This window comes from Halotolerantifilum yawarlongkerapense, assembly GCF_054506745.1.
The window spans coordinates 1,554,225-1,580,075 of sequence record NZ_CP199719.1; the positions used below are offsets into that span (position 1 = coordinate 1,554,225).

The following is a 25,851-nucleotide window of genomic DNA, read 5'->3' on the forward strand; positions in this document are numbered from 1 at the left end:
GTAAAAGACGCGGATCCATCTGATTTTTTCCTTATCGGATATCCTTGAGTCGCAAGCGGTTCATCGCACGGTCCATTGAGGCCCGCGCCCGTACCACATCAATCTCCTTGTTTTCTCGCAGACGGTCCTTGGCACGCTCTAGAGCGGCCTTGGCGCGATCCACATCGATTTCATCCTCCCACTCCGCGGAGTCGGTGATGATCGTGGTGGTGCCCTCTTCCTCGACGGTGACGAAACCACCGCCGCAGGCGGCCACGCGTATCTGTCCATCCTGCTTCACCTTGATGGCGCCGATTTTCACCGGTGCCACGAGGGACTCGTGGTTGTACATGACCCCGACGTCGCCCTCGGCAGTACGCATGATGGTCAGCTCCACATCACCTTCAAAGAACTTCCGATCTGGTGTGACGATCTCCAGGGGATACGTGCTCATGTCAGCACCCCCTAATCCATATTCTTGGCTTTTTCGACGGCCTCTTCAATGGTGCCGACGTATAAGAATGCCGACTCCGGCAGGTCGTCGTGCTTGCCATCCAGGATTTCCTTAAATCCGCGCACCGTCTCCTTGACGGGCACGTACTTACCGGCGAATCCCGTGAACTGCTCGGCCACGTGGAAGGGCTGCGATAAGAAACGCTCCACACGACGGGCACGGCTCACGATGGTCTTGTCTTCGTCGCTGAGCTCGTCCATACCGAGGATCGCGATGATATCCTGTAGCTCCTTATAGCGCTGGAGGATCTCCTGAACGCGGCGGGCTACATTGTAATGCTCTTCGCCGACAGTATCCGGCTCGAGAATTCGCGAGGAGGAATCCAGTGGATCCACCGCGGGATAGATCCCGAGCTCGGAGATTTTACGCGACAGTACTGTCGTCGCATCGAGGTGGGAGAAGGTCGTCGCCGGTGCCGGGTCCGTCAGGTCATCGGCAGGCACGTAGATGGCCTGTACCGATGTGATCGATCCCTTTTTCGTCGACGTGATCCGCTCCTGCAATTGACCCATGTCGGTGGCCAGCGTCGGCTGGTAACCTACGGCCGAAGGCATACGACCGAGTAGGGCCGATACCTCGGAACCCGCCTGGGTGAAGCGGAAGATATTATCGATAAAGAGCAGCACGTCGCGGTTCTCCTCATCGCGAAAGTACTCCGCCATGGTGAGGCCCGTGAGGCCCACGCGCATACGTGCTCCCGGTGGTTCGTTCATCTGGCCGAAGACCAAGGTGGTCTTATCGAGTACGCCCGACTCCATCATCTCGTGATAGAGGTCGTTCCCCTCGCGGGTCCGCTCGCCGACACCGGCGAATACAGACAGACCGCCGTGTTCCTTGGCGATGTTGTTGATCAGTTCTTGGATCAGTACCGTCTTCCCAACGCCGGCCCCTCCAAAGAGACCGACCTTACCGCCCTTGGCGTAAGGGCAGACGAGGTCCACGACCTTGATCCCAGTCTCGAACACCTCTGTCGAGGTCTCCTGCTCGTCGAAAGGCGGTGCCTCCCGGTGAATCGACCAGAAATCCCCTTCTTCGATCTGACCCTTTTCATCAATGGTCTCTCCGAGCACATTGATGAGTCGTCCGAGCGTGGTCTTACCCACGGGGACGGTGATGGGTCTTTGGTGGCTGGTCGCCTCGATACCACGGACGAGACCATCCGTGGAACTCATGGCAATACAGCGGACGGTATTATCGCCGATATGCTGCGCGACTTCCGAGACAATCTTTCTGCCTTCGTAATTCACGCTCACGGCGTCGTTCACCATGGGTAGGTCATCCGTATCGAACCGGACGTCGAGCACCGGACCGATGATCTGGACGACCTTACCTTTGATTTGCTCCATTAGTCCTTCACTTCCTTTCTCATGCGCGCTATTTCAGAGCCTCTGCACCGCCGACGATCTCGGAGATCTCCTGGGTGATGGCCGACTGACGCGCATGGTTAAAGCTGAGCGTCAGCTCGTCGATCATCTCTTCGGCATTATCCGAAGCGCTCTCCATGGCCATGCGCCGCGCCGCCTGCTCCGCTGCAGCGGACTCGATGAGTCCACCGTAGATCGTGCTGATGATGTACTTGGGTATCACATAGCTCAGCACGACCTCCGGAGAGGGTTCGTAGTTCACATAGCGGAATTCTTCGTCGTCTGGCGTCGTCTCCTCTTCTACCGCGGCCACGGCCACGGGGATCAGCTTGAGGAGCGTTGCCTCTTGGTTGATGGTGCTGATCAGCCTCGTGTAAATCAGATTGATCTCGTCGACCGCTTCCTTCTCGTAAAGTTCCATGGCAAAATCCGCCACGGCCTTCGCGTCCTGGTAATCGGGATTCTCAGAGATATAGCTGAAGCTCTTCACCACGTTATACTCGCGCTTTTTCAGATAGTCGATGGCCTTCTTACCAATGGCAATGAACTGGGCCGTCTCCTTGTCCTCGCAGTCGGCCAGGGCCTTCTTGAGCGCATTGATATTATAGCCGCCGCACAGGCCGCGGTCCGAGGTCACGACGATATAGAGCTTCGCACGTACGTCCCTCGGCGTGATGTAGTCGTGTTGTAGATTTCTCTCCATCCGGATGATGTCTTGGACGGTCTCCACGACAGTTTCGAAATAAGGTTTCGTAATGTCCACCCGATCGCGAGCACGCTTCAGTTTTGCGGTCGATACGAGCTCCATGGCTTTTGTGATCTGTCGGGTACTGTTGATCGACGATATCTTTCGCTTGATATCGCGCGTACCGGCTCCCGCCATCGTATCACTCCCTTTCTATGGTGGTCCTTACGCTTCCTTTGCGAATGAGTCCTTGAAGGTCTTGACGGCCTCATCCAACTTATCCGTGACCTCGTCGGTGAGCACGCCCTCTTTGACGATGGCCTTGCCCACTTCGGGGTGATGCTCCTTCATGTAGGTCAAGAAGCCCGCCTCGAATTCCGTGATGCGATCCACTGGAATATCCATCAGGTATTTGTTGATCACCGCATAGATGATCATGACCTGGTCTTCCACGGGCACCGGCTTATACTGGGGCTGTTTGAGCACTTCCATGAGGCGCTCACCGTGGGCCAGTTTATTCTGCGTTTCTTTATCGAGCTCCGAACCGAACTGGGCAAAGGCCGCGAGTTCTCGGTACTGGGCCAGCTCGAGCTTGATCTTAGAGGCTACTTTCTTCATGGCCTTGATCTGGGCATCCCCACCTACACGGGATACGGAGATACCGGCGTTAACCGCCGGGCGCTGGCCCGAGAAGAAGAGCTCGGCCTCGAGATAGATCTGTCCATCGGTGATGGAGATCACGTTGGTCGGGATAAACGCCGATACGTCGCCAGCCTGCGTCTCGATAATCGGCAGGGCAGTGAGCGAACCGCCGCCCAGTTTGTCGGACAGCTTCGCGGCGCGCTCGAGGAGTCGGCTATGTAGATAGAAGACATCCCCGGGGTAAGCTTCGCGTCCCGGTGGTCGGCGAAGCAGCAGGCTCATGGCACGGTAGGCCACAGCGTGCTTGGACAAATCATCGTAAATGATGAGCACGTCTCGGCCCGCTTCCATCATCTCTTCGCCGATTGCACAACCCGAGTAGGGCGCCAGGTACTGCAGCGGTGCGGGATCGGAAGCCGATGCGGAAACGATACAGGTGTACTCCATGGCGCCGTAACGCTCGAGGGAGTTCACGATCTGCGCTACCGTCGATTTTTTCTGACCGATGGCCACGTAGATACAAAGTACGTTTTCCTTCTTCTGGTTGATGATCGTATCGATGGCTATCGCCGTCTTACCGGTCTGACGGTCACCGATGATCAGCTCACGCTGACCGCGACCGATGGGGATCATCGAGTCGATGGCCTTGATCCCCGTTTGGAGCGGCTGGTGCACGCTTTTACGGTCGATCACGCCGGGGGCCTGTGATTCCGCTGGACGGAATTTGTCGGATTCAATGGGGCCTTTGCCGTCGATCGGCTGACCCAGGGCATTGACAACACGTCCGAACAGGTGCTCGCCCACGGGCACCTCTACGATGCGCTCGGTGCGCTTGACCATGTCGCCTTCACTTACTAATTCGTCGGAACCGAAGAGAACGGTTCCCACGCTATCCTCCTCAAGGTTCAATACCATCCCGTATACATCGTTTGGAAAAGCCAGGAGCTCGCCGGCCATGCACTTCTCTAGGCCGTGGACGCGAGCGATCCCATCGCCCACCTGGATGACGGTACCGGTATCTTCGACTTGAAGCTTGCTCTCATATTTTTCGATCTGTGCTTTGATCACAGAACTGATTTCTTCAGGTCTCAGATTCATGCCAAAATCACTCCTATACCTATACTATGGTCTTCGCCAGGGACTCTCGGATCTGAGAGAGTTTACGCTTGACGGAACCGTCGAGCACCTGGTCGCCCACGCGGATCACGAGTCCACCGATGAGATCTGGCTTGACGCGGTTGTCGAGCGTTACGTCTTTGCCGAGGGTTCCCTTCAGCGTCTCGATGAGTTTCTCACGTTGTCCGTCGTCGAGTGCGACGGTGCTTTCCACGATGGCAGTGACGCGTCCCTCGTGTTCGTCGACACGCCTTATGAATGCCTGCCTGATCATCTCGAAGTCCGACGCGCGTCGCTTGTCCAGCAGGACCTTGAGAAAATTCAAGGTGTAGGCGGACAGCTTACCCGCGAAGAGTTCATCGAGAATGCCCTTGCGCTCGTCGATGCTCAGTCGGGGGGTGCGGTAGAGCTCTAGAAAATCAGGGTGCTCTTCAAAGATCGACCAGACTGCGTCGAGTTCCTCGGCCACTTCCCCGAGCTTGTCGGCCTCTAGGGCCACGTCGAAGAGTGCGCCGGAATACAATTTGGAGACTAGTTCTGCCATTGCCGATCCCCTGCCTTCTCGATCACATCATCGATAATGCCCTTGTGGTCCTCAGCGGACATATCTTTCTCGAGCACTTTGGAGGCCACGAGCATGGCCATCGTTGAAATATCATCTTTGAGGGCGTTGACGGCTTTCTTCTGTTCTCTCTCGATATCCTTCTCTGCCATAGCTTTCTTAGCAGCGATTTCTTCCTCCGCCTCTTTCTTCATCTCGGCGGTCAATGTCTCGCCTTTCGCGCGGTAATCGCGCAGAATGGCCTTACCTTTTTCATCCGATTTGCTAATCTTCTCCTGGTACTCTTCCTTGAGCCTTACAACCTCTTCGTTCTTTCTCTCGAGATCCTCGTACTTGGAAGCCACCTCGTTCTCGCGCTTCTCCATGAACTCGGTCACGGGCTTGAAGAGGAGCTTTCTCAGGAAGAAGTACAGGATGAGGGTATTAGCAATCTGCATGACGAAAGTCCAGTTGGGCTCAACGAGCCCCAGTCTCAACTGTGCTGCGATTGCGTTTACAGTCATCTGCCTTCAGCCCCCGTTCTATAGGTAGTTGAGGAGTGGGTTGGCGAAGAGCAGGATGAGTGCGATGATCAGTCCGTAGATACCCGTTGTCTCGGCAACAGCGGCACCGAGTAGCATCGTTCTGACGATATCACCCTGTGCTTCGGGTTGACGGCCTACACCTTCTGCACCTTTACCGGCGGCATAACCCTGACCGATACCAGGTCCGATACCGGCGATCATGGCCAGACCCGCACCGATGGCTGAAGCTGCTAAAATTAACTCTTGACCCGTAATAGTATTCATCGTAGAATCCTCCTTTAATTAAATCATCTGTAACAAGGGATTTGCGAACATTAGGATGAGCGCGATGATCAGCGCGTAGATCCCAGTGGTTTGAGCGACGGCCTGACCGAGGAGCATTGTCCTCACGACCATCGATTGTAGTTTCGGTCTTTTCCCGACCGCTTCGGTCCCTTTCCCCGCGGCATAGCCCTGGCCAACGCCCGGGCCGATACCGGCGATCATGGCGAAGCCCGCGCCAATGGCGGAGGCCGTGAGAATGATCACGGAACCATCGAGATTGATCAGCGGGTTACCGTAGAGTAGGATCAGGGCGACCACAAGGGCCAAGATGCCCGAGGTCTCTGCAACGGCAGCTCCGAGGAGCATGACCATCGTGGATTGTCTGGAGCTCTTCGGGTTCCTGGCGACAGCCTCCGCTCCTTTACCGGCAGCATAGCCCTGGCCCACACCGGGGCCGATGCCCGCGATCATGGCCAGTCCTACACCGATGGCGGTGGCGGCTAGAATGAGGGCCGTCCGGTCGAAGCTCAGCAGCCATTCCAAGAACTGCATGATAAAATTGCCTGACACGATTCTTTCACCTCAATTCGTTCTAGTCCATTGCCATGGCCACGAAGACCATCGTCAGCATCGTGAAGATAAACGACTGCAGTAGGCCCGCGAACAGGTCGAAATAAACATGCAGTACCGCGGGTACACCGATCTGCAGAATCGGTACACCGATGCCGAGGAACATTTCCGTGAAGCCACTGAGCATGCCGTAGAGCAGGCTCATGATGATGAGACCACCCACGATATTCCCGAAGAGACGGAAACCCAGTGAGATCGGGTTCGCGAGCTCACCCAAGATATTCAGGGGTAAGAGGAACGGAATCGGTTCGGTGAAACTTTTCAGGTAACTGCCGAGTCCCTTTGACTTCGTTCCGAAGACATGGGTCATGATAAAGGTCATGATGGCGAGACTGAGCGTGGTGTTCACATCGGCCGTCGGCGGTCTAATGCCGAAGAGTCCGGCGATGTTCGCGATGGCCAAGAAAATAAGCAACGTACCCATGTAGGCTGCGAAGCTCATCTTGTCGGGTCCCATGGTCTGTTTGACCAGGCCGTTGATGCTCGTGACCAGCGTCTCTGCCACGAGTTGTTTCCCCTTGGGGACCCGTTGCAGGTTGCGCGTCACGAGATAAGCGCCCGCGATGAGCACGACCATGATGAACCAAGTGACCGTGACGGTTTCCGTCACCGGAATTCCACCGGGCAGATTGAAGACAACCCGGGGGCCAAATCCTTCTGTGCCCACTAATTCTCCTCCTTTCTCTTGATAATTTTCTTGAAGTATTCTTTATCATTAAAAAGCTGGGTGAGATAGATAACAGCTTTAATGAGCAGTAGACCGAGCACCGTGCCAAGTGCGTTGAGATAGGGCGCCTTCAGCGCCACAAAAAGCACGATTCCCGTGAGCAGGAAACGGAAGAAATACTTCCTGGTCGTGTAGTTCTGCGCTTTTCCCGGCGGCATGGTGATCGCCCGCTCCAGGGTCTTGGCCAGCTCGAAAAAATTAAGCAGCCCGATGGTCGATCCGAAGACCAGACCCAGTAAGAAAGGCGTGCCGGCTCCGAGCAGCAGCCCTATGGCGCCGAGCAGGAGGGCGGACCCCAGATGGTAGCGCAGAATCTTGCGTTTCATCCTGTCGAGTGAGTGTTGTGTCATGATCACGTCACTTGTCCTCCCCTTCCTTCGATTTATGTATGGCCAGTTTGTACAGGTTCATAAAAGCAGCGCCAGTCCCCAGCAGAATGGAGAGCAATAGCAGGATTCCGCCGGTGTCAAATCGATCCTCGAGAAACCTGCCGAGGAGCACCGAAAGGAAAATGGGTGTGATCATGATGAAGGCTACCTGCGACAGGAGTGCCAAGTTTTCCAACATTTTGACATCTTTCTTTGCCACGGGGCCACCCCTTCTCACGTTCTCCTGACAAGTATACCAGAAAACACTTCATCTTGTTAAAACCTTGACATAAAATTTTTCTTATGTGGGAACGAAAAAAGGCGTGCGAACAAGAAGAAATGACTCCTTTTCTCACACACCTTCCGAGCGGTCGTTCTACCGTTCGAAAGAGAGAGAATATTTAGGCCCCTCTCTCTATTATACGGCATAGCGAACAGCTTCGCATCAATTTTTAGTTACAAGACCATTTGAACCAGGGGATCGGCTACCTTGAACTCCGCTTCAGTAGCGGCTTTCACCTCTTCCACGGTGAACTCCGGATTGATCTCCGTGAGGACAAGCCCCTCGTCGGTGACCTTCATGACGCCCATTTCCGTGACGATCAGATCCACCTGACCGGCCGCCGTCAGCGGCAGGGTGCAACGCTTCATAATCTTCGGTGCGCCCTTGGCCGTGTGGGTCATGGCCACGATCACTTCCCGTGCGCCCGTCACCAGGTCCATGGCCCCACCCATTCCCGGGACTTTCTTCCCTGGGATCATCCAGTTGGCGAGGTTGCCCTGTTCGTCCACCTGCAGGGCACCGAGGACCGTAAAGTCAAGATGCCCCCCGCGAATGATGGCAAAGCTCGTGGCACTGTCAAAAAAGGCAGCGCCGGGTAAAACGGTCACCGGTTGTGCGCCGGCGTTCACCAGATTTTCTATGGGCACACCATCTGCAGGAGCGGGACCCATCCCGATAAAGCCGTTCTCCGATTGAAAGGTCACCTCTACACCTTCTGGAATGTAGTTGGCCACCAGCGTGGGAAGGCCGATCCCGAGATTCACCAGCGTGCCATCGATGAACTCCTGGGCCACGCGCTTGGCGATCAGTGCCTTGATATCCTTCTTATCCACGGTGATCTCCCCTTTCAACGATGTGATGGACGAAAATGTGCGGTGTGACGACCGTATCTGGATCGAGCGCACCCACTTCAACGATTTCATCGGCCTCTACGATCACGAGATCGGCGGCCATGGCCATCAGGGGATTAAAATTGCGGGCCGCCTTGTCGTAGACCAGGTTCCCTTTTCTATCGGCTTTCCTCGCCCGGATGATCGCCACATCGGCGCCCAGGGGCTTTTCTACGATGAAGGTACGACCGTCTACGGTGAGCAGGTCCTTGCCTTCCTCTACAATGGTCCCCACACCCGTCGGCGTCACCACGGCACCGAGTCCGGCGCCCTTGGCGCGAATTTGCTCCGCCAACGTCCCTTGTGGTGTCAAGACCACGGTGATCTCACCCTCGTTCATCTGGCGCCCCGTTTCCGGGTTCGTACCGATGTGACTGGTGATCACTTTCTTGACCTGCTTGTTCACCACGAGTCGCCCGTAGTTCTGATCGGGAAAAGATGTGTCGTTCGCGATGAGAGTCAGGTCTTTCACGCCCGTTTTCACGAGCTCGTCCAGGATCGCCTCCGGCGTCCCGACGCCGAGAAATCCGCCGACCATGATGGACATCCCATCTTTGATCTTCCCTGCGGCTTCCTCCACTGTAAGTAATTTTTCCATAGTACACCTCCTGAAGATTCTGTAATTCCCCAATTAGAGCATACCACAGATGTTCGTAGAAATCATGACGAACTTTTCGCTTCAAACTGCTCCTCTGTCAGACTGAAGAGGTAAAAGTGTTGGTCTAGAAATTGAATCTCGTTGAGCCGTTCGAAGCCCAGTCGTTCGAGCACCTGTTCCGAATCGGTATTGTCCTTTTTCACCACGGCGTTGACGTGGTAGAGGTCGCTCTGCTCGAAGGCCACCTTCAGCACCCTGCGGCAGCTCTCCGTGGCGTAGCCCTTTCCACGGTGGGCGGGTAGCAGGTGAAAGATCAGCTCGACAGAATCGCGGCCGTTCATCTCCCGGATCACCAGACCGCAGTCCCCGATGACCCCCTCGCCCGATAGTTCCACCACGTAAAGACCGTAGCCCCGGTCCCGGTGGTTTTTCTTGGCATCGGAGATCAACTTGCGCACGGCCATCGTGTGTTTTTTCCGCGGGTAGATCACGGAGACCTCCGGATCATTGTACAGCCCGTGGAGGGCCGGGATATCGGCGTAACGGGGTTTTCTGAGCGTCAGTTGGTCCATAGCCATCGGTTATTCACCTCCGATCAAACGAGCGATGCGCTCGGCTGCATGGCCGTCGCCATAAGGGTTGACGGCGGAAGCCATGGCTGCGTAGGCCGCCGCGTCGGTCAGCAGGCGGTGCGCCAGGCGATAGATCCGCTCCTCTTCCACACCGGCCATCAGCACCGTCCCCGCATCTACCGCTTCGGGCCGCTCGGTCTCCGTGCGGAGCACGAGCACGGGCTTGCCCAGGGCGGGCGCTTCTTCCTGGATACCGCCGGAATCCGTCAGCACCAGGTGACAACGCGCCATCAGGTTGGCGAAGGGTGCGTAATCCAGGGGTTCCACCAGGTGGATATCCGGGTGGTCCGACAGGTGTTCACGGGCAGTTTCCCGCACCTTGGGGTTCAGGTGCATGGGAAAGACCACGGCCACATCCTCCAGCTCCTCCACGAGCCGACGCACGGCCCTGAAGATCGCGTGCATGGGCTCGCCCAGATTTTCCCTCCGGTGAGAAGTGAGGAGGACGACCCGTTTTTCGTCGAAGGGAATGCGGTCCAGCTCCTCCCTGTCGAAGCGGTAGTCCTCCTTCACGACGGAGAGCAGGGCGTCGATCACCGTGTTTCCCGTCTTGTGAATCCATTCGACCGGGATGTTCTCGGCCAAGAGATTGGCGACGTTCCCCTCGGTCGGGGCAAAGTGCAGGCTGGCCAAGCGTCCCGTCAGACTGCGGTTGGCCTCCTCGGGGAAGGGACGCCAGAGGTCGTGGCTGCGTAGCCCCGCCTCCACGTGACCCACGGGAATACCCAAATAAAAAGCGGCGAGACCCGCCGAAAATGTGGTGGTGGTATCGCCGTGGACCAAAATCATATCCGGTTGTTCTTCCTTGAGGAGGGGTGTCAGGCCCGTGAGCACCCGTGAGGTGATCTCGTCGAGGGTCTGCCCTGCCTTCATGATGTCGAGATCATGATCCGGTGTGATGTGAAAGAGCGACAGCACTTGGTCGAGCATCTCGCGGTGCTGGGCCGTGACGATCACGCGACTCTCCACGGCCGGGTGGGCCTCCAGCGCCCGTACCACCGGTGCCATCTTGATTGCCTCCGGTCGCGTCCCGAAGATGCTAATGACCTTCTTCATCAAGTCCTCCTATCTCAGCTTGGTTCGTTTCCATGCGTGTCAGCGGAATGATGACGATCAGCGCCGCCAGGAGAAGCAGGACCGTCATGGCCGTGTAACTCTTCATCATGAGCTGGATCGCACTGATTCCCAATAGGCTGGACAAGAGGTAAAGCGTCAGGACGACGCGCTTGTGGTCGAGCCCGAAATGGAGCAGGCGGTGGTGCAGGTGCCCTTTGTCCGCCTCCATGATCCCTTTTCCCTGGACGAATCTGCGGACGATGGCGAAGGCCGTGTCGAAAATCGGCAGACCCAGGGCCAGGATCGGAATGATGAAAGCGATGAAAGTCGCGCTCTTCAGTGCGCCCTCGATGCTGGCCGCGGCCAGCACGAGTCCCAGGAGATAGGCCCCGGTATCGCCCATGAAAATTTTGGCGGGATTGAAGTTATAGGGTAGAAAACCCAGTGTGGCACCGGTCAGGATCAACGTCAGGAGCATGATTTCGTAACGGCCGCTGATGAAGGCCACGTAGCTCAGGGTGACGGCCGCGATCACGGCCACACCGGCGGCAAGCCCATCGAGGCCATCGATCAAGTTCACGGTATTTGTGATCCCTACGATCCAGAGGAGCGTGAGCGGCAGGCTCACCCACTGTTCGAGATAAACGATCCCCTGCATCTGATCTTGGAAAAAGTCCGTCAGGAAGGTGATCTGGAAGCCGAACCGGTACAAGATCAGCGCAGCGACAACCTGAACCGCCAGCTTACCCTTGGCGGGCAGATCGAACTTGTCGTCGAGCAGTCCCATGCTCACGATCAAGAGACTGGCCAGCATCAAGCCGTAGAGCTTCATCTCCGGTAGCGGTCTGAATAGCATCACGACCAGGGCGAAGGCCAGGAAAATCGCCAGCCCACCCATGAGTGGAATCGGCTCTTTATGTACTTTTCTCTCGTCCTTCGGCACGTCGACCACGCCGAAGTAATGGGCGGCTCGGATCGCCACCGGTGTGAGTCCGAAGCTCATGGCGAAAGCCATCAAGGGTGCCAGCAAATACGGCCACATAATCTGATCTCCTTCTCTAATCAATACAATCTATGGTCGGTTGATACTCAAAAATGCCATCTCATCACTAGCTAGTTTACATCAGCAACCTGTGAAAGGCAACGCGTCCGTCCTAGTTGTCATACAAAAATAATCCTTAATAACCGAACTTATGATCGAGGGACTCATCGTCGTAAATCCAGTCGCAGACCTCGATGGTCCGGTAGTGGTCGCTGTCGTTGCGGATGATCACCCTTTCGATGCCGGCGTTGATGATCAGGCGTTTGCACATGGCGCAACTGTTGGCATTCTCCACGTAGATTTCCGTCTCCCTCTCGCGCCCCACGAGGTAGAGAGTCGAACCGATCATGTCCTTGCGGGCCGCCGAGATAATGGCATTGGCCTCGGCATGCACGCTACGGCACAACTCGTACCGTTCTCCCCGGGGTACCCGGTGCTCCTGCCGTACGCAAAAACCCAGGTCCAGGCAGTTCTTGCGGTGCCGGGGGGCTCCCGTGTACCCCGTCGCGATGATTTCATCGTTCATCACGAGGATGGCCCCGAAGTTGCGCCGTAGGCATGTTCCCCGCTTCAGCACCGTCTCAGCGATGTCCAGATAATAGTTGGTCTTGTCCCGTCTCATCGTCCAACCTCCCATCAATTTTTTAAATAGTCCTTTACCTTGCATTCAGATTTCACATACATCTTGACGTCTTTGCTCATAAGCGTAAGATAGACGATGGTGCTATAGTCAAAAAGGAGATGACCAACATGTTCACCAGTTCCATCGCTCTTTCCCTCGTCATATTCATCGCAACTTACGTCCTCATTATATCAGAAAAAGTCAATCGCGCTGTCATCGCAATTTTCGGTGCGCTCTTAATGATTCTCTTTCACATCTTGAGTCAGACCGAGGCTGTGTCGACCATCGACTTCAATACCATCGGTTTGCTCCTAGGGATGATGATCCTCGTGAGCATCTTGAAGCGAACGGGCGTCTTCCAGTATATCGCCATCGTGGCCACGAAGAAGTCGGGTGGCGAACCCTGGCGTATCCTGCTGTCCTTTGCCCTGATCACCGCGGTGGCCAGCGCCTTTCTAGACAACGTGACGACCATTCTGTTTATCGTCCCCATCACCCTGGTCATCACGGAGCAGCTGACGATCAACCCCCTGCCCTTTTTGATCACCGAAACCCTCGCGGCCAACATCGGTGGTGCCGCCACCATGATCGGCGACCCGCCCAACATCATGATCGCCGGGGCCACCTCCCTGGGCTTTTTGGATTTTATCATCAATCTCGCGCCGATCATCCTCTTGATCTTCGCGGTGACCCTGGGCATCATTCTCTTTCTCTACCGTAAGGACCTGGCGGCGAGCGGCGAACACAAGAAGGCCATCTTGACCTTCGATGAGTCAAAGACCATCACGGATCCCCTTTTGTTGAAAAAATCCCTGATCGTCCTGACTTTCACGCTCCTCGATTTTATGTTCCACCAGCTCTTCCACTACGAATCCGCCACCGTGGCACTGCTGGGGGCCTTCGTCCTCCTGTTGATCAGTAGTGTCGATGTAGAAGAGGTCCTGCTTGAAGTCGAGTGGACCACTCTGTTTTTCTTTTTCGGGCTCTTTGTCCTCGTAGGCGGCCTGGAGGCCGTGGGTCTCATCGACCTCCTGGCCGAGAAAATCCTAACCTTAACCAGCGGTAACCTCTTTGCCACCGTGCTGCTTATCCTCTGGCTCTCCGCCATCGCCTCGGCCTTCCTCGATAACATCCCCTTCGTGGCCACGATGATCCCCTTGATCAAGAGCATGGGTGTCCTGGGTTTTGCCAACCTCACGCCGCTTTGGTGGGCGCTGGCCCTCGGTGCATGCCTGGGTGGTAACGGGACGCTCATAGGGGCTTCGGCCAACGTGATCGTCAGCGGCATGGCCCGGAAAAATGGCTACGCCCTGACCTTTGGTCATTATTTTCGCTTCGCCTTTCCCCTGATGCTGCTCTCCATCATCCTATCCACCGGTTACCTCATCCTTTTCTATCTATAGGAGGTCCACCATGCAGAAATTTATCAATGCAGAGGCCAGTCAACACGAAATGCGACTCATCCAGCTGGGGGCCAAGATTGACCAGGTCCACTCGAAGCTTTGTTTTGTTCAGTTTGACCTCGATGGCTTTCTCATCGAGTACGCCTACAACATCAATAGAAAAGGACAGTACTTCCTCGAGCGGATCAAGCCCTACCCGCTACCGGTGAAGACCTTTGACGACCAAGCGGATATGGTGGAGATCATCCGGATCGACGTGGAGCAGTTCAAAACCGCCAAGCGGAGTAAGAATATCGATGCCTTCCTCACGATCAACAAGGCGCTCCTAGAGGTAGCGCATCGCTTTGAAGATCTCTTCCTCTACTACAATGTCCCTTCTATCGAGACCAAGATCATCATGGACAAGATCCGCGAGATCGAAGCGGAGATTGACCAGGTAAAGGGAAGCTCCCAGCGGCTCTTTTTCGAAAAAGACCCCGACAATCTTTAGCCTACAAAAAGGGAAGAGGTCGCCCTCTTCCCTTTTTTACGTTGCCTTTTACTTGGTGCCGAAAAGTCGGTCGCCCGCATCGCCCAGTCCCGGGACGATGTACGCGTGATCGTTCAGCTTCTCATCGATTCCCGCCACGTAGATATCCACGTCAGGGTGGGCTTTGGTCACAGCCTCGATTCCCTCCGGGCACGCGATGAGGCAAACCAGCTTGATCTGCTCGGCGCCGCGCTCCTTGATGAAATCGATGGCTGCATTAGCACTTCCGCCCGTGGCCAGCATGGGGTCAACCACGATGAGCTCCCGCTCCTTCACATCGCTCGGAAGCTTGCAGTAGTACTCCACTGGTTCGAGCGTCTCGGGATCTCTGTAGAGACCGATGTGCCCCACCTTCGCCGCCGGAAGCAGTGAAAGGAAACCATCCACCATACCGAGACCCGCGCGCAGGATCGGCACGATGGCCAGCTTTCTGCCGGCGATGACTTTGGCCTTGGCCGTCGTGACCGGTGTCTTCACGTCAACTTCCTCCAGGGGTAGATCGCGCGTGACCTCGTAAGCGAGGAGCATCGATACCTCTCTCACCAGCTCTCTGAATTCCTTGGCGCCCGTGCTCTCATCTCTGATCAGCGTCAACTTGTGCTGGATCAGGGGGTGATCCATTTCATAAACTTTTCCCATTTCGAACCTCGCTTTTTCTCTACTTCATGTATTTGTCTTCGATGGCCTTGATCTTACCCACGCGTCGCTCGTGGCGTCCGCCTTCGAAGGACGTCTCCAGGAAAGTCTTCACGAGTTTCCTCGCGAGCCCCGGACCCACCACGCGCTCGCCGAAGGCCAGGATATTGGCGTTGTTGTGCGCCCGGGCCATCTCGGCGCTAAAGGTATCGCTGCAGACCGCGGCGATGACGCCCTTGACCTTGTTGGCCGCCATGCTGATCCCGAGTCCCGTTCCGCAGATCAAGATCCCGAGCTCACTCTCTCCCGAGGCCACGGCCACGCCGACCTTTTCCCCGTAATCGGGGTAATCGCAAGAGGTGGCATCGTGTGTCCCGTGATCCTGGACCTCGTGGCCCAGCTCTTCTAAATAGGTCACGATATCGGCTTTCAGGTGGATCCCACCGTGATCTGATCCGATGGCTATTCTCATCCCATTTCACGCTCCTTCGCTTCTTTGTTCCGTTACACTCCTATCTATTATAGAGACTTGACCGGTACAAATCAAGCGCTGTCTCACTCGAATTGGCGATGTTCTGCCGCGGCCTTGGCGAGTCGGTTCATGACGGCCAGTCCGGCATCATCCCAAGGATAGCCCTCGATCAGGATCAGATCTATACCGTCGTCATCCATGGCACGCAGGATGCGGAAGAGCTCGCGCTGGGCATCCGCTGCTTCGGGCAAGAGGTACAGGCGATCGGCATGCTCAGCAAAGGGGACGGCCGCCCTCAAGACGAGGCCCACGCTGAGGCCCCCTGTCTTTGCAGAGGCCAGTTCCACCTGCATGTCGGCGCTGACCGCTTCCCTGTTTCCGCTGTACAGGATCACCCGGCCCTCGGGGGCATAATGCCTGTACTTCATTCCCGGGGATTTCGGGCGCTCCTCTCCGGAGAGTCCCGGATCCAGACGCACCTCCCCGATCACGCGGGCGATGGCTTCCATCGTCACACCACCTGGCCGGAGGATTGTCGGGATCTTTTCCGTGAGGTCGAGCACCGTGGACTCCAGTCCCACATCACAGGGACCACCGTCCACCACGTAGGCTACCTTGCCCTTGAGATCGGCCATCACGTGAGCCGCGTCCGTGGGGCTGGGTTTGCCCGATAAATTAGCGCTGGGCGCCGCCACGGGCACACCTGCGCTCCTGAGCAGCTCTAGGGCCACCGGGTGGGAGGGCATACGGATCCCCACGGTGGAAAGCCCCGCTGTTACTACCTCGGGAACGGCGGAAGCTTTTTCGAAGACCAGGGTGAGCGGACCCGGCCAAAAGGCCTCCATGAGCTGCTTGGCACGGACGTCTACCGTTTTGACCAGCCGAAGCACCTGATCAACTGCGCCGATGTGCACGATCAGTGGGTTGTCCGACGGACGACCCTTGGCCCGAAAGATTCCGGCCACCGCCTCGTCCGAAAGGGCGTTGGCCCCGAGGCCGTAGACCGTCTCCGTGGGAAAGGCCACGAGTTCTCCGGCGGCCAAAGCGGCGGCCGCCGCCTCGATGCCCTGGTGGTCTAGCCCGTCTATCCATTTTGTCATCAATACCATCACCTTCTTTTCCAGTTCATTATATAAAAAAAAGAGCCCCTGTACAAAGGGCTCATGCGTGGTGGGCCACAGGACGTGGGACAGCAAAGGTCATCTTGAGCAGGGCGGGCGTCACGAGGGTGGTGGTGACCACCATCAAAAGGACACCTGCCAAGTGGTGTTCGGTGAGAAAACCCATGCGTACGCCGAGGTTGGTGATGATGATCGCTACCTCCGCACGCGGGACCATACCGACGCCGATCTGCAATGCGCTTCTCCCGTCGAAACCACTGAGACGGGCGCCACCATAGCATCCCAGGACCTTGCCCAGCATACCGAAGAGGATGAGCAGCGATCCCACACCGAGGGCCGACAGGGCCGCCGTCAGGTTGACGCCCATCCCGATGGAGACAAAGAAGACCGGGACGAAAAAGAGACTGGCCAACCGGTCGATCTCGTGGGAGACGCGGTGGCGGTGGGGCGTCATGGAAAAGATCACACCCGTGAAATAGGCTCCTGTGATGGCGGCCACCCCGAGTTCTTCGCTCAAGAAAGCAAAGAAAAAGCAGGTGACGAGGGCCATGGTGACGATGCGGTCGTCAAAGGTCACGTGTTCACCCAGGTAATCGACCAAGCGGCGGAGTCCGTAGCCCACTAGACCCACGACGAGAAAGAAGGCCACGATTTTCCCCACCACAAGGAGCATGGAGCTATCGGCCTGGGGCACGAGCGCCCCGATGAAGAGGGTGAGCAGCAGTATCCCCACCACATCGTCGATGATCGCGGCCCCCAGGATCCCGAGTCCCTCGCGCGTGCGCATCTTTCCAATCTCCCGCAGGGTCTGCACGGAGATTCCCACGCTGGTGGCCGTGGATACCAGGGCCAGGAAGGCCGCGGGAACCGGATCCTTCAAAAGCATGTAGGTGGCGGAAAATACCAACAGGGCAGGCACCAGGACGCCGCCGAGGGCGATCAGGCTGGAGGATTTCCCCGAGGCCTTTAGCTCCTCCACGTCGGTCTCCAGACCCGCTATGAAGAGTAAAAAGATGACACCGATCTCGCCGATCGATGCGATGAGCTCTGTTTTCTCGATCATCCCCATACCGAGGACAATCCCGGCGATAATTTGACCGAGAACCGCCGGTTGATTGCATTTCTTGGCCAAGGCCCCTCCGGCCCCGGCAGCGAGCAGGATGACCCCCAGGTCCAGTAGATCGTAAAGATGTTCCCCCATATTCGATGCATCTCCTTTATTATTGCGGATAATCACAGGACCCAGTATACGCCCCCTTCGGGCAACTGACAAGGGTGCAGAGGCTGGACCTTTTGGGGAAAACGTTTCCTGTAGAATGAGTTTTTCTATGACTTCAAAGCGCCTCATTCAAAAATTCTATAGCGCAAGAAAAAAGGACGCCTTAGGCGTCCAGATCTTTCAATGCTTCCGTTTGGTCGTGGGTGATCATCGTGTCCAGCATCTCGTCGATCTCCCCGTCCATAAAGCTGTCGATCTTGTAGATCGTCACGGGAATGCGGTGATCGGTGATGCGTCCCTGGGGGAAGTTGTAGGTGCGGATCTTGGCGCTTCGATCGCCCGTACCCACCTGGTTCTTCCGCTGCTCGGAGATCTCCTTGTTCTGTTTCTCCAGCTCCCTCTCGTAGAGTCTTGCCTTCAGCACGCGCATGGCCTTCTCTTTGTTCGAGAGCTGGCTCTTGCCGTCCTGACAACTGACCACGAGCCCAGAGGGTTCGTGCGTGATGCGAACCGCTGAGTCCGTCGTGTTGACGGACTGGCCACCGTTACCGGAGGAACGGAACACATCGATACGCAGGTCGTTCTGATTGATCTCGATCTCCACATCTTCCACTTCAGGTAACACCGCCACAGTGGCCGTCGATGTGTGGATCCGACCGCCGGACTCTGTCTGGGGTACGCGCTGGACGCGGTGGGTGCCAGACTCGTACTTCAGACGCGAGTAGGCACCCTTACCTTTGATCATCATGGCCGCTTCCTTGATGCCGCCCACACCGCTTTCATGTGTGTTCATCATCTCGACCTTCCAGCCGCGACGCTCCGCGTAGCGCATGTAGAGTCTCAGGAGTTCAGCGGCGAAGAGGCCGGCCTCGTCGCCACCGGCACCGGCGCGGATCTCCACGATAACGTTCTTCTCGTCGTTGGGATCCTTGGGGATCAGGAGCTTCTTCAGCTCAAACTGCAGATCCTCCACCTGGCCCTCGAGATCCTCGAGCTCCATCTTGGCCATCTCCACGAACTCCGCATCGTCGGATGTGGCGATCACGTCCTTGGCCTCGTTGATGCCCTTCATCAGTTCTTTATAGGCGCGGTATTTCTCCACAATGGGTTTGATCTCCGCGTGTTCTTTCACGAGCTTCTGCCAAACCGTCTGATCCGCAATGATATCGGGATCAGAAATTTTTCGACTGAGCTCATCGTACTTTTCTACAATAAATTCTAATTTATCAAACATATTTCTTCACCTCTTTTTTGAAGAGTAGCGTCCGATGAGGACGCGATCGTGTCCACCATAGTCACGCAGGGGCCCATGGACCTCAAAGCCCGCTGTGCGCATCAGTGCCATCACATCTTCCGCCTGGTCGTGTCCGATCTCTAGTGCGAGCAGTCCATTTTCCACCAGATGATCGGGGGCGCCACTCACCAGGCGCCTGTAGAGATCGAGACCATCGGCTCCTGCGAAGAGTGCCTCGTGGGGATCGTGGGCGATCACCTCGAGCATGAGCTTCGGTCGATCGCTCTCCGGGATATAAGGCGGATTGGAGAGGATCAGGTCGAAGCGCTCCGTTTTCAAAGCATCGTACAGATCGCTCTGAAGAAGCGTCAGCCGATCCTTTACAGCCAATCGCTCGGCATTGGTATTGGCAAGGGCTAGGGCCGCTTTCGATATATCCAGGGCCACCCCCGTAGAAGCGGGCGACTCGGCGAGCAGGGTGATCGATAGGATCCCGCTGCCCACACCGATCTCTAAAAACCGACAGGGCGCTTCTCCGACTTCTTGAAGAACCGCTTCCATCAACCGCTCTGTGTCGTCCCTGGGGATCAATACCCCCGGGGTCACGCGGAACACGCGACCGTAAAATTCTTTCTCCCCGAGAATCAAAGCCATGGGCACACGCTCGGCCCGGTCCTCGACCTTGTCGAAGTAGTCGTCGGTGTTCCCTCCCACGGGATCGTTCATCCGGAGGATCACTTCCCCCAGCGAACAGGCGAGAAAGTGGGCGAGCAGATAGCGCGCCTCCATTCTCGGATCCTCCAGATGAGCGAGACGACGGAGCGTCTCCTCATACAGGTCGCGGATCAGCATACGGTCTCGGTACCTTCTTTCTCGATTACTCCCTGCAGCGCGGCGAGGGCCACCTCGAGCTGGTCATCGTCAGGTTCTGCCGTCGTGAGTTTTTGCAACATCAGACCGGGGTAACTGATCAGACGCACGAGCGCGGCATCGCTCTTTCCGGCGAGTCGGATCATCTCAAAGGCCAGTGACGCGACCACTGGCATCAAGAGAAGCTTCATCAGAACCCGGTTTCCAACAGAAGACCAGGTGACGAAGGAGAAGATCAGGATGCTCAGGACCATTACGATGAGCAGGAAACTCGTGCCGCACCGCGGGTGCAGCGTGGTAAAGGTCCTGGCGTTTTGCACGTCCAGCGGACCGCCGGATTCCAGACAGTGGATGGACTTGTGCTCGGCTCCGTGGTACATGAAGACCCGTTTGATCTCTTTCATCCGACGGATCAGCAGGATGTAACCCACGAAGAGCAATATTTTGAGCAGTCCCTCGAGGCCGCTGAGGTAGATGGGTCTCGAAACGACACCGCGCAGGAAATTGATGAGAATCGTGGGGAGCACGGCGAAGAAGAGGATGGCCATCACCAGCGCCGTCACCATAGAAATGGCGGCGATAATATCGTTGGCGCGATCTCCAAATCGGTCCATGATCCACTTGTCGAATTTCGAAGGTTCGTAGCCCGGTTCATCCTCGTAGAACTCCGCCGAGTACATCAGCGCCTTGACCCCGATGACCATGGAGCTGATCAGGGCGAAGATCCCCCGTATAAAGGGAAGCTTGAAGAATTTCCCCGAGAAAAGGGCGGCTGCCGGTTCCTCGCGCAGGGCAATGGTCCCATCGGGTTTGCGGACGGCGATCACCGTGGTCTGACGACCTCGCATCATCACGCCCTCGATGAGGGCCTGTCCACCCACTTGACAATATTGTTTGGCCATATCGATCACACTTTCTTTTTTCGATGCTGATACTCGTAGTAACAGGTGGCACAAAGGGATTCGTAGGTGACGGCATTCTTGCCATCGATGGCGACCTGGTCGCCTTCGAAGACAAACTGACCGCCGATCTTTCTCCCGTTCAGCACGGCCTTGCGACCGCAACGGCAGATTGTCTTGAGCTCTTCGATCGCGTGGGCGATCAGAAGCAAGCGTTGGCTTCCCTCGAACCCGTTCATTTTAAAATCCGTCCGAAGTCCGTAACAGATCACGGGAACATCGAGGAGCACGGCGACTTTAAACAATTGGTCGACATGGTCCCTTCGGAGAAACTGGGCCTCATCCACCAATACACAATGCAGGGGGCCGTCTGTCTCCACACGGTCCGAGAGTCTCGCGAAAAGATCATCTCCCGGCTCGATCACCAAATCGACCTTGCGTGCAACGCCCAGTCGGCTCACCACCGTTTCCCCGCCCTTGGTATCCGTTTTAGGTTTCAAGATCACTGCATCCATCTCACGCTCGGCATAGTTGTGGGCGACTTGCATCAACGCCGTCGATTTCCCGCTGTTCATAGCACCATACCGAAAATAGAGTTTCGCCAAACCGAATCCACACCCCTTCTACCATAATAAAAAGGGTTAGGAAGCATCCTAACCCGTGAACTACTAGAGACCGTATTTTTCTCTGAATTTCTCGGCGCGTCCACCACGCTCGACTTGCTTCTGGTTGCCGGTGAAAAATGGATGACACTCTGAGCAAATTTCTACTCTGATCTCATCTTTCGTCGACTTCGTTACGAAATGGTTCCCACAGGCGCAGGCTACCTCTACTTGCTTGTATTCCGGATGAATACCGTTTTTCATGGTTCTTCACCTCTTTCCTTTCAAAATTCTCTATTTAATATATACCGCTTACCGGTCCTTTGTCAAGCCTTAATATTGTACCACAGGCACCCCGCCCATGACAAGTCCCGCTTTGTTTGGAACTTTGTTACAGCGAGATTAAGATTCCGCTACATTCCTTTTAGAGAACGATGCGAGGTCATTTCTTTGTGGTATATTGAAGGTGTAAATCGCCGGAAGAACCGAGGGACCGATCCCTCTCCTTCTATTTTATCAGAAACGACCGGCTCTACGCAAGAAAAGCAAAGGTGATTAGATGCTCAGAAAAAACATATTCCTCATAGGACTCCTCTGCCTCCTGCTTGGAACAGCCGCTTTCGCCGAGGATCCTGCCATCATCGAGATTGTTCTCGATGGGCAGACCCTGGCCTTTGATCCGGCACCCCAGGTGGTCGAAGGACAACCTATGGTCCCCATGCGGGCCTTTTTCGAAGCCCTCGATTCACGGGTGGTCTGGATCCCAGAGACCCAACAGGTGCTCGGCTACAAGGACAACATGTTTATCAAGTTGCAGATCGGCAGCCAGACGGCCTATAAGAACGGTACCGCCTCCCGACTGGTCGCGGCCCCCTACATTACCGAGGGTACGACCATGGTCCCCGCCCGCTTCATCGCAGAGACTTTCGACCTCTCCGTCTCCTGGGCCCCGGAGGATGGCATCGTCCGCTTGACACGCCGTGACAACAGCGTGGCCTACAACCTCTACAACAATTACTTTCTCAAGAAGTACTACCTCGACGACCTGGGGGTCAACCTTTCGGTTCCCCCGGGTTGGGACCTGGTGGAGAAGAATCTCCTGGTCGATGTGACCAACCCCAATCCCATGCAGATCGAGCTCTCGCGCTTTGAGAGGACCTCTTCCATGGGTGATCTCGACCAGATCGCCATGCGCTTGCAGCGGGATTACCTCGTGAAACTCGGCGAATCAGCCCGTGCGACGGGTCTGACCGGTCGCACCTTGCAGGAAACACAGGCGCGACGGATGACTTTTACCGTCGGCGATGGGAGCGACCGCACCTACAAGGTCGTCTACCTGATCACCTCCGACGAGTATGGCTACGTATTCGAGGCCACTTACGGCGAGAACGCCGACGCGACCTATGCGATCGATCTGTTCGATACCCTGGCCGAGACCCTGCACATCACGAAGCTCACGTTAAACCGCGAGGAGGAACATTACGTCGAGTACCTCCCCTTCTTTGAGGATGGGGTGACACTGGAAACGCCCGCGCACTCGAACATGGAGGTGCAGGGTAGCCTGACCCTCGAGGGAACGCTCGCGGATGACCATGAGGTCGAACGCATTGGTGTTGAGGTAACCAAAAACAACCGGGAAGTCCGTTTTATGATCCCGATTCGTGAGGATCATTTCAAGGGCACCCTCCATACCCCCTTCGGTCTGGGCAAGCATAATGTGCTTGTCTACCGGGTGCCCACGCAGGATGCGGTGATTCCCGAAGTGGTCATCGAAGTGAACACCACCACGGACGCGGCCATCGATCCCGTGGAAGAGGCGATCCTTCCCGTGACACCCCCCACCATCGTGGAGGAGCGGGTGATCCCAGCAGAAGACTACTACCTCCGATTTTCCGTGGTGAATCTCAATGCAGACGTCTCACCTTATCTGATCCCGACGGAATCCGTTCCCTCGGCCAACGCCGAGATCAAGGGAGCCGCCAAGGTGGCCACGGTCAATCTCACGACGGAGTATGCCAAGGGAAAACGCCTATACGATCTGCTCCTGAACCGTTTGGAGATTGATCCCGCCTCTGATGCCTCTACCCTGGGTGCCTTCAGAGAAGGCCGGGCGGATGAACTCACGGTCAATCAAATCTACGTGGCCATGTTGCGTTCTGTGGATATCGAATCTCGGATCGTGGCCCTCTTGACCGACACCGAAGAGGGAACCGACCGACATTACCTGACGCAGATCAAGATCAACGACCGCTGGGTCTATTCCGATCTCGTGCGCGCCGTGCGCGAAAACGACGACGTGACCGAGGCCAACTACTTCAACGTCTACCTGGCCTACTATACCTACGACAGGCTGGAAATCTTAACCCATTAATCCCCGAATTGCCCATAAAGAAAAGCTGTCTTCCCTCGGGAGGACAGCTTTTTTCATTTTTGTGGCTATCTTTTCAGACCTAAGATCTCGCGGGCTTCATCGGGTGTTGCCACCTCGCGACCGAGTTCCTCGGCCAAACGCTTGATCCTGGCGACGAGCTGCGCATTGGACGTGGCCTTCTCGCCCTTTTTATAGTAGACATTGTCCTCGAAACCGACGCGCACGTGTCCGCCCAGCAGGATGCCGTGAACAGCCAGGGGCAGTTCATAGCGTCCCACACCGGCCACCGTCCAGGTGGATCCCTCGGGAATCACGCGGATCATCTGCATAAGATCATCGAGTTCTCCAGGACAAGCGCCGGGTACCCCGAGCACAAAGTCAAAGTGCAGCGGTGCATCCACGAGACCTTTTTTCACGAGACCTTTCGCCGTCTCGATCATACCGCGCTCGAAAACCTCCATCTCGGGTTTCACACCATTTTCCTTCATCTTCTTGGCGAAAACCTCGATGTACTCCGGTGAGTTCATGAAGACATCGTCCCCGAAATTCACGGTCCCGCAACTGAGGGTGGCCATCTCGGGCTTGAGCTCAACGGGCTGCAGACGCTCCTCCGGAGAGTGCCAGGTGGCCCCGCCGGTGGAGGGTTGAACGATCACGGGGCACAGGGCCTCGATTTTTTCCTTGATCGCCTTGTAGACATCGTAACCTTGGGTCGGCGAACCGTCTTCATTGCGGGCGTGCACGTGAATGATGCTGGCACCGGCCTCATAGCAAGCTTTGGCATCGGCGGCGATTTCATCGGGCGTGATCGCGAGGTTGGGTTGCACGTCTCGCGTCACTTCTGCACCGGTAATCGCCGCGGTGATGATCAGTTTTTCCATGATCTATCCCCTCTGCTTGTCCTTGGGTACCACACAGGTTCCCTCGGCGCGACAGACGACAACCGGTTCCTCGAGCACATCGCAGGCCGAGTCGGAAATATCCGGTCTCGGTACGATCACCTTGCGCGCTTCAAAGCTCATCTTGCGACTGGAGTTACCCACCTTGGTGATACGACCTACAGCTTCAATGTAGTCCCCTGCGTACACCGGTGCGGTGAATTCCACCTTGTCGTAGCCTGCGAAAAGTCCCTCGTCCCCATCCTGGCGGATCAAGAGTTCCGTGGCCACATCGCCGAAAAGCTGAAGCATCTTGGCGCCATCCACGAGGTTGCCCCCGTAGTGAGCGTCGTGCATGCTCATCCGCATGCGGATCATCACTTCATTCATTTTCATTCCTCCCTCTGTAAAGGTAGTTGAGTTGTGACGCCTCTAGTATACCACAAGGTCCCGGTTTTGCATCAAGGGACTTAAGCGACTTTTCGGCTCACAAGCCTTGAAAAAGCTGTACCTTCAGCTTATGTGATTTGTTTAACGAAAATTTTCCCCCTCCTCCCCTCCGGTCGTGTTAACATGGACTCAACACGATAAAAAAGGAGGAGAATGCCCCTTGCACATGAGAACAGCGACGGCCGGCGATTACGAAAGGATCCTGGCCCTGAACGAAGCATCCGTCCACGTCCTTTCCCCGCTCACGCGAGAAAAACTCGAGCGCTTGGCTGCCGAAGCCGACCTCTTCGCAGTCATCGAAGAGGCCGGACGGGTGGAAGCCTTCATCCTCGCCCTGCGCGAAGGACAAACCTACGACAGCGTCAACTACCGGTGGTTCTCCGACAACTACGACCATTTCCTTTATGTGGACCGGATCGTGGTTGCCACTCGGCAGCGGGGTGCCGGATACGGACGTCGGCTCTACGAAAGGGTCTTCGACCGCGCGAGAACGGCCGGGGTCCCCCGCGTGGCCGCCGAGATCGATCTCCTGCCACCCAACCCTGCCTCCCTGGCCTTCCACGAAGCCTTCGGCTTTGGCGAGGTCGGCAGGCAGTCTGTGGCGGACGGTAAAAAAACCGTCTCCCTCCAGGTGGCCGACCTCAGTTGATCCCGCATCATCCGCTGAAC

At 56.3% G+C, this 25,851-nt stretch carries 32 protein-coding genes; 4 read left to right on the plus strand and 28 right to left on the minus strand.

The features are described 5' to 3' along the window. Window positions 1-31: 31 nt before the first annotated feature. From atpC to ACULM0_RS07615, 17 genes are all read right to left on the minus strand, one after another. Entirely contained in the window at window positions 32-433 is a 402-nt protein-coding gene (gene atpC / locus ACULM0_RS07535) for an ATP synthase F1 subunit epsilon (RefSeq protein WP_463679811.1), read from the minus strand. Between the two features lie 11 nt (window positions 434-444). Beyond that, window positions 445-1,839: a F0F1 ATP synthase subunit beta gene (gene atpD / locus ACULM0_RS07540; protein ID WP_463679812.1), complete on the minus strand. Its 1,395-nt coding sequence runs from the start codon at window positions 1,837-1,839 to the stop codon at window positions 445-447. 28 nt (window positions 1,840-1,867) lie between these two features. Next, window positions 1,868-2,740 (minus strand): ATP synthase F1 subunit gamma, encoded by an 873-nt coding sequence (gene atpG, locus ACULM0_RS07545; protein WP_463679813.1) that lies wholly within the window; start codon window positions 2,738-2,740, stop codon window positions 1,868-1,870. Window positions 2,741-2,767: 27 nt separating this feature from the next. Further along, complete coding sequence (gene atpA, locus ACULM0_RS07550) at window positions 2,768-4,282, minus strand: F0F1 ATP synthase subunit alpha (RefSeq protein WP_463679814.1); 1,515 nt, start codon at window positions 4,280-4,282, stop codon at window positions 2,768-2,770. A 19-nt stretch (window positions 4,283-4,301) separates the two neighbouring features. Then, complete coding sequence (gene atpH, locus ACULM0_RS07555; protein WP_463679815.1) at window positions 4,302-4,844, minus strand: ATP synthase F1 subunit delta; 543 nt, start codon at window positions 4,842-4,844, stop codon at window positions 4,302-4,304. Further along, window positions 4,832-5,365 carry a F0F1 ATP synthase subunit B gene (gene atpF, locus ACULM0_RS07560; RefSeq protein WP_463679816.1) on the minus strand — a complete coding sequence of 178 codons (534 nt, stop codon included), beginning with the start codon at window positions 5,363-5,365 and terminating at the stop codon, window positions 4,832-4,834. Before atpF ends, atpH begins: the two co-directional genes overlap by 13 nt. Before the next feature lie 18 nt (window positions 5,366-5,383). After that, window positions 5,384-5,650 carry an ATP synthase F0 subunit C gene (gene atpE / locus ACULM0_RS07565; RefSeq protein ID WP_463679817.1) on the minus strand — a complete coding sequence of 89 codons (267 nt, stop codon included), beginning with the start codon at window positions 5,648-5,650 and terminating at the stop codon, window positions 5,384-5,386. Between the two features lie 18 nt (window positions 5,651-5,668). Continuing rightward, complete coding sequence (atpE, locus tag ACULM0_RS07570; RefSeq protein ID WP_463679818.1) at window positions 5,669-6,220, minus strand: ATP synthase F0 subunit C; 552 nt, start codon at window positions 6,218-6,220, stop codon at window positions 5,669-5,671. Between the two features lie 22 nt (window positions 6,221-6,242). Beyond that, entirely contained in the window at window positions 6,243-6,947 is a 705-nt protein-coding gene (gene atpB / locus ACULM0_RS07575) for a F0F1 ATP synthase subunit A (RefSeq protein WP_463679819.1), read from the minus strand. Continuing rightward, window positions 6,947-7,357 carry an ATP synthase subunit I gene (locus tag ACULM0_RS07580; protein WP_463679867.1) on the minus strand — a complete coding sequence of 137 codons (411 nt, stop codon included), beginning with the start codon at window positions 7,355-7,357 and terminating at the stop codon, window positions 6,947-6,949. Before ACULM0_RS07580 ends, atpB begins: the two co-directional genes overlap by 1 nt. A 7-nt stretch (window positions 7,358-7,364) precedes the next feature. Further along, the gene (locus ACULM0_RS07585) at window positions 7,365-7,595 is read right to left on the minus strand and encodes an AtpZ/AtpI family protein (RefSeq protein WP_463679820.1); all 231 of its coding nucleotides are present in this window, start codon (window positions 7,593-7,595) and stop codon (window positions 7,365-7,367) included. Window positions 7,596-7,831: 236 nt separating this feature from the next. Beyond that, window positions 7,832-8,491 carry a 3-oxoacid CoA-transferase subunit B gene (locus tag ACULM0_RS07590; RefSeq protein ID WP_463679821.1) on the minus strand — a complete coding sequence of 220 codons (660 nt, stop codon included), beginning with the start codon at window positions 8,489-8,491 and terminating at the stop codon, window positions 7,832-7,834. Continuing rightward, complete coding sequence (gene atoD, locus ACULM0_RS07595) at window positions 8,484-9,146, minus strand: acetate CoA-transferase subunit alpha (RefSeq protein ID WP_463679822.1); 663 nt, start codon at window positions 9,144-9,146, stop codon at window positions 8,484-8,486. The genes ACULM0_RS07590 and atoD overlap by 8 nt, the downstream gene beginning before the upstream one ends. 62 nt (window positions 9,147-9,208) lie before the next feature. Further along, entirely contained in the window at window positions 9,209-9,724 is a 516-nt protein-coding gene (locus ACULM0_RS07600) for a GNAT family N-acetyltransferase (RefSeq protein WP_463679823.1), read from the minus strand. A gap of 3 nt (window positions 9,725-9,727) precedes the next feature. Next, window positions 9,728-10,834, minus strand: a complete 1,107-nt coding sequence (wecB, locus tag ACULM0_RS07605; RefSeq protein WP_463679824.1) for a non-hydrolyzing UDP-N-acetylglucosamine 2-epimerase — start codon at window positions 10,832-10,834, stop codon at window positions 9,728-9,730. After that, complete coding sequence (locus ACULM0_RS07610; protein WP_463679825.1) at window positions 10,818-11,876, minus strand: MraY family glycosyltransferase; 1,059 nt, start codon at window positions 11,874-11,876, stop codon at window positions 10,818-10,820. The genes wecB and ACULM0_RS07610 overlap by 17 nt, the downstream gene beginning before the upstream one ends. Window positions 11,877-12,012: 136 nt before the next feature. Then, window positions 12,013-12,498 (minus strand): deoxycytidylate deaminase, encoded by a 486-nt coding sequence (locus ACULM0_RS07615; RefSeq protein ID WP_463679826.1) that lies wholly within the window; start codon window positions 12,496-12,498, stop codon window positions 12,013-12,015. A 104-nt stretch (window positions 12,499-12,602) separates the two neighbouring features. Here ACULM0_RS07615 and ACULM0_RS07620 point away from each other — a divergent pair, with 104 nt between their 5' ends. Both ACULM0_RS07620 and ACULM0_RS07625 read left to right on the plus strand, forming a co-directional pair. Next, entirely contained in the window at window positions 12,603-13,901 is a 1,299-nt protein-coding gene (locus ACULM0_RS07620) for an ArsB/NhaD family transporter (protein ID WP_463679868.1), read from the plus strand. Window positions 13,902-13,911: 10 nt separating this feature from the next. Continuing rightward, a complete protein-coding gene (locus tag ACULM0_RS07625) occupies window positions 13,912-14,391 on the plus strand; it encodes a hypothetical protein (RefSeq protein WP_463679827.1) in 480 nt (159 codons plus the stop codon). 48 nt (window positions 14,392-14,439) lie between these two features. On the opposite strand, the gene upp is transcribed toward ACULM0_RS07625, so the two are convergent. The 9 genes from upp to rpmE all read right to left on the minus strand — a co-directional run bounded on the left by upp (window position 14,440) and on the right by rpmE (window position 21,747). Then, window positions 14,440-15,069: a uracil phosphoribosyltransferase gene (upp, locus tag ACULM0_RS07630; RefSeq protein WP_463679828.1), complete on the minus strand. Its 630-nt coding sequence runs from the start codon at window positions 15,067-15,069 to the stop codon at window positions 14,440-14,442. A gap of 19 nt (window positions 15,070-15,088) precedes the next feature. Further along, window positions 15,089-15,538 (minus strand): ribose 5-phosphate isomerase B, encoded by a 450-nt coding sequence (rpiB, locus tag ACULM0_RS07635; protein ID WP_463679829.1) that lies wholly within the window; start codon window positions 15,536-15,538, stop codon window positions 15,089-15,091. Window positions 15,539-15,621: 83 nt separating this feature from the next. Continuing rightward, entirely contained in the window at window positions 15,622-16,638 is a 1,017-nt protein-coding gene (locus ACULM0_RS07640; protein WP_463679830.1) for an L-threonylcarbamoyladenylate synthase, read from the minus strand. A gap of 61 nt (window positions 16,639-16,699) precedes the next feature. Beyond that, a complete protein-coding gene (locus ACULM0_RS07645; protein ID WP_463679831.1) occupies window positions 16,700-17,860 on the minus strand; it encodes a cation:proton antiporter in 1,161 nt (386 codons plus the stop codon). Between the two features lie 181 nt (window positions 17,861-18,041). Continuing rightward, window positions 18,042-19,112, minus strand: a complete 1,071-nt coding sequence (gene prfA / locus ACULM0_RS07650) for a peptide chain release factor 1 (RefSeq protein ID WP_463679832.1) — start codon at window positions 19,110-19,112, stop codon at window positions 18,042-18,044. A gap of 6 nt (window positions 19,113-19,118) precedes the next feature. Next, window positions 19,119-19,964, minus strand: coding sequence for a peptide chain release factor N(5)-glutamine methyltransferase (gene prmC, locus ACULM0_RS07655; RefSeq protein WP_463676959.1), 846 nt, complete (start codon window positions 19,962-19,964; stop codon window positions 19,119-19,121). Next, entirely contained in the window at window positions 19,958-20,884 is a 927-nt protein-coding gene (locus ACULM0_RS07660) for a DUF1385 domain-containing protein (protein ID WP_463676960.1), read from the minus strand. Before ACULM0_RS07660 ends, prmC begins: the two co-directional genes overlap by 7 nt. 5 nt (window positions 20,885-20,889) lie before the next feature. Next, on the minus strand, window positions 20,890-21,486 hold the full coding sequence (locus tag ACULM0_RS07665; protein ID WP_463676961.1) for a thymidine kinase: 597 nt from the start codon (window positions 21,484-21,486) through the stop codon (window positions 20,890-20,892). 63 nt (window positions 21,487-21,549) lie between these two features. Then, the gene (rpmE, locus tag ACULM0_RS07670; RefSeq protein WP_463676962.1) at window positions 21,550-21,747 is read right to left on the minus strand and encodes a 50S ribosomal protein L31; all 198 of its coding nucleotides are present in this window, start codon (window positions 21,745-21,747) and stop codon (window positions 21,550-21,552) included. A 295-nt stretch (window positions 21,748-22,042) separates the two neighbouring features. Here rpmE and ACULM0_RS07675 point away from each other — a divergent pair, with 295 nt between their 5' ends. Continuing rightward, window positions 22,043-23,854 (plus strand): stalk domain-containing protein, encoded by a 1,812-nt coding sequence (locus tag ACULM0_RS07675; RefSeq protein WP_463676963.1) that lies wholly within the window; start codon window positions 22,043-22,045, stop codon window positions 23,852-23,854. 65 nt (window positions 23,855-23,919) lie between these two features. On the opposite strand, the gene kce is transcribed toward ACULM0_RS07675, so the two are convergent. Together kce and kal are read right to left on the minus strand one after the other, a co-directional pair. Continuing rightward, window positions 23,920-24,735: a 3-keto-5-aminohexanoate cleavage enzyme gene (gene kce / locus ACULM0_RS07680; protein WP_463676964.1), complete on the minus strand. Its 816-nt coding sequence runs from the start codon at window positions 24,733-24,735 to the stop codon at window positions 23,920-23,922. A gap of 3 nt (window positions 24,736-24,738) precedes the next feature. Continuing rightward, a complete protein-coding gene (gene kal / locus ACULM0_RS07685) occupies window positions 24,739-25,122 on the minus strand; it encodes a 3-aminobutyryl-CoA ammonia lyase (protein ID WP_463676965.1) in 384 nt (127 codons plus the stop codon). 226 nt (window positions 25,123-25,348) lie between these two features. On the opposite strand from kal, the gene ACULM0_RS07690 reads away from it, so the two are divergent. Next, window positions 25,349-25,831 (plus strand): GNAT family N-acetyltransferase, encoded by a 483-nt coding sequence (locus ACULM0_RS07690; protein WP_463679869.1) that lies wholly within the window; start codon window positions 25,349-25,351, stop codon window positions 25,829-25,831. Window positions 25,832-25,851 lie beyond the last annotated feature (20 nt).